This is a genomic window from Streptomyces sp. NPDC032721 (assembly GCF_055579625.1).
This window is the reverse complement of sequence record NZ_JBVIMX010000007.1, coordinates 129,984-136,780: the sequence shown is the minus strand read 5'-3', so window position 1 is coordinate 136,780 and position 6,797 is coordinate 129,984. Positions and strand designations below refer to the sequence as shown.

General features: G+C 71.0%; 3 protein-coding genes. All 3 read left to right on the top strand.

Annotation, left to right across the window (positions count from 1 at the left end; all coding sequences use genetic code 11):
- Positions 1–263: 263 nt before the first annotated feature.
- Entirely contained in the window at positions 264–2,096 is a 1,833-nt protein-coding gene (locus ACZ5PB_RS16620; protein WP_468691732.1) for an ABC-F family ATP-binding cassette domain-containing protein, read from the top strand.
- A gap of 281 nt (positions 2,097–2,377) precedes the next feature.
- Positions 2,378–4,186 (top strand): outer membrane protein assembly factor BamB family protein, encoded by a 1,809-nt coding sequence (locus ACZ5PB_RS16615; protein WP_468691731.1) that lies wholly within the window; start codon positions 2,378–2,380, stop codon positions 4,184–4,186.
- A gap of 563 nt (positions 4,187–4,749) precedes the next feature.
- On the top strand, positions 4,750–6,663 hold the full coding sequence (locus tag ACZ5PB_RS16610) for an outer membrane protein assembly factor BamB family protein (RefSeq protein WP_468691729.1): 1,914 nt from the start codon (positions 4,750–4,752) through the stop codon (positions 6,661–6,663).
- The last annotated feature ends 134 nt before the right edge of the window (positions 6,664–6,797 follow it).

The following is a 6,797-nucleotide window of genomic DNA, read 5'->3' as shown; positions in this document are numbered from 1 at the left end:
GGGTGTTCGTGTTTGGCCACGAGGTCCCCCGCCCCCCGGGGGGCGCGGGGCCGTGGGGAACTGCGCGAGCAACCACCCACCGGCCCGCGCGTAAGCAACCCCCGGCCCCGCGGCCAGCGGTCTAGGGAAGGGGCGGGGAGGGGCATCGCCCGCCGCAGGCGCGACGTCCCCGTACCCCCCCCCACCTCCCACCGTCGTGGTCCGCACCCCCACCCGACTACGCTGGGACGTCTATCCGTCCCCGCCCCCTGGAGCACCCACTCATGGCCGTCAACCTGGTCAATGTCGAGGCAGTCAGCAAGGTGTACGGCACCCGTGCCCTGCTCGACGGCGTCTCACTCGGTGTTTCGGAGGGGGACCGGATCGGGGTCGTCGGCCGGAACGGCGATGGCAAGACCACCCTCATCCGGATGCTCGCCCAGCTCGAAGAGGCCGACTCCGGGCGGGTCACGCACGTCGGCGGGCTCCGGCTCGGTGTGCTGACGCAGCACGATTCGCTCGACCCCACCGCCACCGTCCGCCACGAGGTCATCGGCGACATGGCCGACCACGAGTGGGCCGGCAGCGCGAAGATCCGCGACGTGCTCACGGGTCTCTTCGGCGGGCTCGACCTTCCCGGCTTCGGGCAAGGGCTCGACACCGTCATCGGGCCGCTGTCCGGTGGCGAGCGCCGCCGCATCGCCCTCGCCAAGCTCCTCATCGCGGACCAGGACCTGATCGTCCTCGACGAGCCCACCAACCACCTCGACGTGGAGGGCATCAGCTGGCTGGCCGGTCACCTCCGGGCGCGCCGGTCCGCACTCGTGTGCGTGACCCACGACCGGTGGTTCCTCGACCAGGTGTGCACCCGCATGTGGGACGTCCAGCGCGGCGCCGTCCACGAGTACGAGGGCGGCTACAGCGACTACGTCTTCGCGCGCGCCGAGCGCGAACGCATCGCCGCCACCGAGGAGTCCAAGCGGCAGAACCTGATGCGCAAGGAGCTGGCCTGGCTGCGCCGCGGCGCCCCGGCCCGTACCTCCAAGCCGCGCTACCGCATCGAGGCGGCCAACGAGCTGATCGCCGACGTACCCCCGCCGCGCGACACCAGCGAGCTGATGAAGTTCGCCAACGCCCGCCTCGGCAAGACCGTGTTCGACCTGGAGGACGTGACCGTCCAGGCCGGGCCCAAGGTGCTGCTCAAGCACCTCACCTGGCAGCTCGGCCCCGGCGACCGCGTCGGCCTGGTCGGCGTCAACGGCGCGGGCAAGACGTCACTCCTCAAGGCGCTCGCCGAGGCCGCCCGTACGCAGGGCGACGTACAGCCCGTGGCCGGGAAGATCGTCGTCGGCAAGACCGTCCGGCTGGCGTACCTCTCCCAGGAGGTCGGCGAGCTCGACCCGAACCTCCGGGTCCTGGAAGCCGTGCAGAAGGTCCGTGACCGGGTCGACCTCGGCAAGGGCCGCGAGATGACGGCGGGGCAGCTGTGCGAGCAGTTCGGGTTCACCAAGGAGAAGCAGTGGACGCCGGTCGGCGACCTGTCCGGTGGTGAGCGCAGGCGGCTGCAGATCCTGCGGTTGCTGATGGACGAGCCCAACGTCCTCTTCCTCGACGAGCCCACCAACGACCTCGACATCGAGACCCTCACCCAGCTCGAAGACCTGCTCGACGGGTGGCCGGGCTCGATGGTCGTGATCTCCCACGACCGGTTCTTCATCGAGCGCACCACCGACAAGGTGTTCGCGCTGCTCGGCGACGCCACGCTGCGCAACCTGCCGCGCGGCCTCGACGAGTACCTGGAGCGCCGCCAGCAGGTCATCGCGGCGGCCGTCGCGGCGGCGCCGGTGAGCGCCGCGGTCGACAAGTCGGCAAAGTCGGCAGCATCCGGCAAGCCCGAGAAGTCCTCGGGTGACCTGCGCGCCGCGAAGAAGGAGCTGCAGAAGATCGAGCGGCAGCTCACCAAGCTCTCCGAGCGCGAGACCCAGCTGCACGCGCAGATCACCGAGAACGCCACCGACTTCGGCAAGGTCGCCGAGCTCGACACCCAGCTGCGCCGACTCGTCGTGGAGCGCGACGAGTTGGAGATGCGCTGGCTGGAACTGGCCGAGGACGCCTGAGCCCGGCGCCCGCACCCGTACGTACGAAAAGCGTCACGGCGTACGTAGAGAACACGTAGAGGGCTCATAACGAGCACATCACGGGCCGGTCCTCCCTTGGGAACAGGGGAGGACCGGCCCCTTGTTCGAGGTGACTCCAGTGATAGAAAGAAGCCCCGCTCGACTGACGTAGATCTGCGGGATCCACGCCCGATTCGCTCCATTCCGGGAGGCTTTGACCAACCGGGATCGCGGGGGAGTCCGACCGGGCGGCGGACCCCCGTGTGAAGAGGTAAGTGCTGATGTCTCAGCCGCCCAACCAGCCGCCGCAGGGGGGCTACGGCGCCCCGCAGAACCCGCAGGGCGGGGTTCCGCAGGGCCCGCCTTCCGGGGCACCGCAGCCGCCGCCGGGCCCGCCGCAGATGCCGAGCGGCCCGCCGCCGGGACAGCCGCAGCCCGGTTACGGGTACCCCGGTCAGCCGGGCACCCCGCCGCCTGCCACCGACAACCCCTACGCGCAGCCGACCCCGCCTGCCGGCCAGCCCCAGCCCGGTTACGGCTACCCCGGTCAGCCCGGCACCCCGCCGCCGCCCGGTTACGGCTACCCGCAGCAGGGGCAGCCCGGCGGGCCCGGCCAGCCGACGTACCCCGGCGCCCCGATGCCCACCGGCCCCGGCGGCAACGGCCCGCAGAAGCAGAAGCTGATGCTCATCATCGGTGCGGCCGTCGCCGCGCTGATCGTGATCGGCGGCGGCATCTACCTCGTCTCCGGCGGCGACGACAAGGAGCCGATCGCCAAGCCGACCACCGCCACCAAGCCCACCGGCAGCGCCTCCCCCGACGAGGGCGACGGCAAGGGCCCCGGCGACACCCCGGGCCGCGACGCCGGTACGGACCTCAACGCGGGCCGCAAGCCCGGCGAGGCCAAGGTCCTGTGGACGAACGTCAACAAGGTCGACCTGCCGAAGGACGGCGGCGAGGTCATGCCGTCGTGGTTCGTCGGCGACACCGTCATCCAGACGTACTACCGGACGATGACGGCGTACGGCGTCGCGGACGGCAAGAAGCGCTGGGAGCTCCAGTTCCCGAACAAGGTGTGCGGCGCGCCCCAGCAGAAGGGCCTGGGCGACAAGGTCGTCATCGGTGTGGAGAACAACAACACCGAGAAGGCCAAGTGCAACCAGATGCAGCAGATCGACCTGAAGACGGGCAAGGCCGGCTGGCGCAAGGAAGTTCCGCAGGAGAACCTCTTCGACATCGGCGACCCGGAGTTCGTGGTCGCGGGTGACACGGTCACCCTGGCCCGCATGGGCGTCGTCAGCGCCTTCCGGATCAGCGACGGCTCCAAGCTGTTCGGCGACCTGAAGTTCGGTGCGTGCGGTGCGGACGCGTTCGCGTCCAACGGCACCAAGCTCATCGCGGTCGACGGCTGCGGCACCGGCAAGGAGGCCGGCGAGCAGGTCCGTGAGGCCGACCCGGTGACGGGCAAGGGCAAGTGGACCTGGAAGGTCCCCTCGGGCTGGTCGGTCAAGCGCGTCTTCTCCGTCGAGCCGCTGGTCCTCTACATGGAGAACAAGGCGAAGAAGGCGGGCAACGTCTCCTTCTTCAAGGCCAACGGCGCCCCCGCCGCGCAGATGACCGGCGAGCTGCCGGCCCCGAAGTGCGGCTGGGCCATCCTGGACCGCTCCCTCCAGGGGTGCACGGGTGTGACCGCCGACGCGACCACGCTGTACGTGGCGAGTGAGACCAAGTCGAGCGGCGGCGGGCTGGGCCGTTCCAACGAGGTCCGGGCGTACGACGTCAACACCGGCAAGCGCAAGTGGGTGTCGCAGCTGCAGGACCGCAGCCTGCTGCCGATCAAGGTGGAGGGCGGCAGCCTCTTCGCGTACGGCGAGCCGACGTACGACAAGGCCGGCGAGATCGTGAAGATTCCGGTGGCGGGGGGCAGTCCCGCGCCGGTGCTGAAGAACCCGCAGACGGTGGCGAGCTTGGAGAACTCCTTCTTCTCCAAGCGGATCTCGTACGAGGGGGGCCGGCTCTTCCTGGCGCCGGACCGCATCTCCGGCAAGGACGACGAACAACCCAAAACCCTCCTGGCCTTCGGCAACTAACCCAACCCGACTGCCCTGCCCCCTTGTGGTGCCGCCCCCCCCGACGCCGAGCTCCCTTGGGCGGCGGGGCCACCCCACCCGTTGCCCCGCCCCCTTGGGCGGCGGGGCCGCCCCCGGGGGCGGAACGGGCGGGCAAGGGGGCGGCCCCCGGCGGAGCCACACCCTTGGGCCCCGCCCCAGCTCCGCCATGGCCCCCGCTCCGTACACGAGTGGTCCGCTGCGCGGGGCTCCACCCCACCCCGCCCCTTCCCGAAACCGGGGCTCCGCCCCGGACCCCGGGGTGGCAGCCCGGTTGGGTGGGTGGGGGAGGTGCGGGTCGAGTGTGGCTGGCCGCGCAGTTCCCCGCGCCCCTAAAGGGGCGGGTAAGTGTGGCTGGTCGCGCCCGCGCGGCGGAGCCGCACAGTGTTACAGCCCCGCGCCCCTAACGGGGCGGGGTACGTGGCTGGTCGCGCTCGCGCGGTGGAGCCGCACCCCGCAACACCCTCGCGCCCCGCAAGGCCTCACCCCCCAAAGACTTGATGTACCGCCCAGTTGACCCGCTAAGTCCCCAGAGGTAGATCCCCATGACGCAGCCGCCCAACGAACCCCCGCAGAGCGGAGACGGAGCCCCGGCTCCCTCTCCGTTCGCCAAGAACCCGGAGCCCGGCCCCACCCCCCCGGCCCAGCCCCCGGCCACCCCCGGCTTCGGCGCCCCGACCCCACCGCCCCCCGCCGGCGGCTTCGGCGCTCCCACTCCACCGCCCCCGGGCCAGCAGCCCGGCTACGGCTACCCGCAGGCCCCGGGCCAGGCCCCCGGCACCCCGCCCCCCGCCGCCCCCGGCCAGCCCCCGCAGACCCCGCCGCCCCCGGCCGGCTACGGCTACCCGGGTCAGCAGCCGACCCCGCCGCCCCCGGCAGGCCAGCAGCCGTACGGCTACCCGGGCCAGTCCCCCGACACGGCCCCGCAGCCCTCGGCGACGTACGGCATGTACCCGCCCCAGGCCCCGACCATGGTCCCCACCCCCGCCCCCACCGGCAGCGGCAGCGGCGGCGGACTGACCACCCAGCTGAAGATCATCATCGCGGCGGTCGTCGCGCTGGTCCTGATCGTCGGCGGCGGTGTCATCTACAAGGCCACCAGCGGTGAGGACAACCCGCAGGACACAGCGGGCAGCACAACCGGCGGCGGCGACGGCGGCAAGGGCGGCGGCAAGGACCCGGCGGCGCCGAAGGCCCCCGACGGCCCCGGCAAGGAGCAGGTCCCGGGCAGCGCGGCGTCCAAGGTGAAGTTCCAGGTCCCGATCCCGGTGGTGAAGGACCTCACCTCCTTCAAGGGCTCCTGGATCACCGACAAGGTGTACGCCAAGCCGCACATCAACAGCGTCATCGGGTACGACAGGGACAAGGGCACCCAGCTCTGGAAGATCACCCTGCCCGGCGCGGCCTGCGGCAGCTCCCGCTGGAACACCGCCGACAACACCAAGGGCGCCATCCTCTTCGAGGGCCCCAAGCAGCCGGGCATGAAGGCTCCCTCCTGCGACCAGGTCGGCCTGATCGACCTGGTCGGCGGCAAGCTGCTCTGGCAGAAGTCGTTCAAGAACGGTGACCGCCTGGACCGCTTCGAGAACGTCACCATCAGCGGCAACACGGTCGCCGCCGCCACCCTCTACGGCGGAGGCGCGTTCGACCTCACCGGAAAGGAACTGTGGAGCCCCAAGCCCACCGGTGACAACTGCAAGGACAAGGGCTACGCGGGCGGCCCCAAGGGCCTCGTCGCGCTTCGCTACTGCGGCGAGTACGACTCCCCGAAGATCCTCGTCCAGACGCTGAACCCCGCCGACGGCAACCCGCTGAGCACCTTCACGATGCCCGCCGGCGCCGACAAGGCCAACGTCCTCTCGGTGAACCCCCTCGTGGTCTCCGCCGACATGAACGACTCGGCCGAGGGCACCTCCGGGATGTCCGACATCTTCTCGGTGGACGCCAAGACCGGCAAGCAGATCGCCCGCATCCCGGTCGACGGCGAGAAGTACGACCCCAAGTGCCGTTTCGACGACATCGAGAACTGCATCCAGGTCGCCGTCGGCAACAACAAGGTCTACCTGCCGACCATGCAGCACCAGGGCAGCGCCGACACCGGCCGCACCAACGAGATCGTCTCCTTCGACCTCACCACCGGCAAGCCGACCGCGGACCGCATGGACGCGGGCGAGCGCTACTCGATGTACCCGCTCCAGATGGACGGCGGGAACCTGATCGTCTACAAGACCCCGCCGTACGACAAGGGCGGCCAGGTCGTCAGCATCGACGGCGGCTCCCTCAAGCAGACGGTCCTGCTGGACAACCCGGCCGACAAGTCCGTCATGGACGCCGAGCGCGAGTTCTCCTTCGACCTGAAGAACCTCAGGTACACCAACGGCAGCCTCTTCATGTCGCACGAGCTGCTGAGCGAGGACAACTCCTCCAAGAAGTACCTGGCAGTCGTCTTCGGACGCTGACCGGACCTCGGTAATGCCAGGGGCGGGGGGGGGGGGGGGGGGGGGGGGGGGGGGGGGGGGGGGGGGGGGGGGGGGGGGGGGGGGGGGGGGGGGGGGAGCTGTTCGTCCTTTTTGCCGTTCCCCGCCGCTTCGAG

What these genes read in the sequence shown, in the direction of transcription:
- ACZ5PB_RS16620 (WP_468691732.1), top strand. Translation starts at nt 264, where the DNA reads ATGGCCGTCAACCTGGTCAATGTCGAGGCAGTCAGCAAGGTGTACGGC.
- ACZ5PB_RS16615 (WP_468691731.1), top strand. Translation starts at nt 2,378, where the DNA reads ATGTCTCAGCCGCCCAACCAGCCGCCGCAGGGGGGCTACGGCGCCCCG.
- ACZ5PB_RS16610 (WP_468691729.1), top strand. Translation starts at nt 4,750, where the DNA reads ATGACGCAGCCGCCCAACGAACCCCCGCAGAGCGGAGACGGAGCCCCG.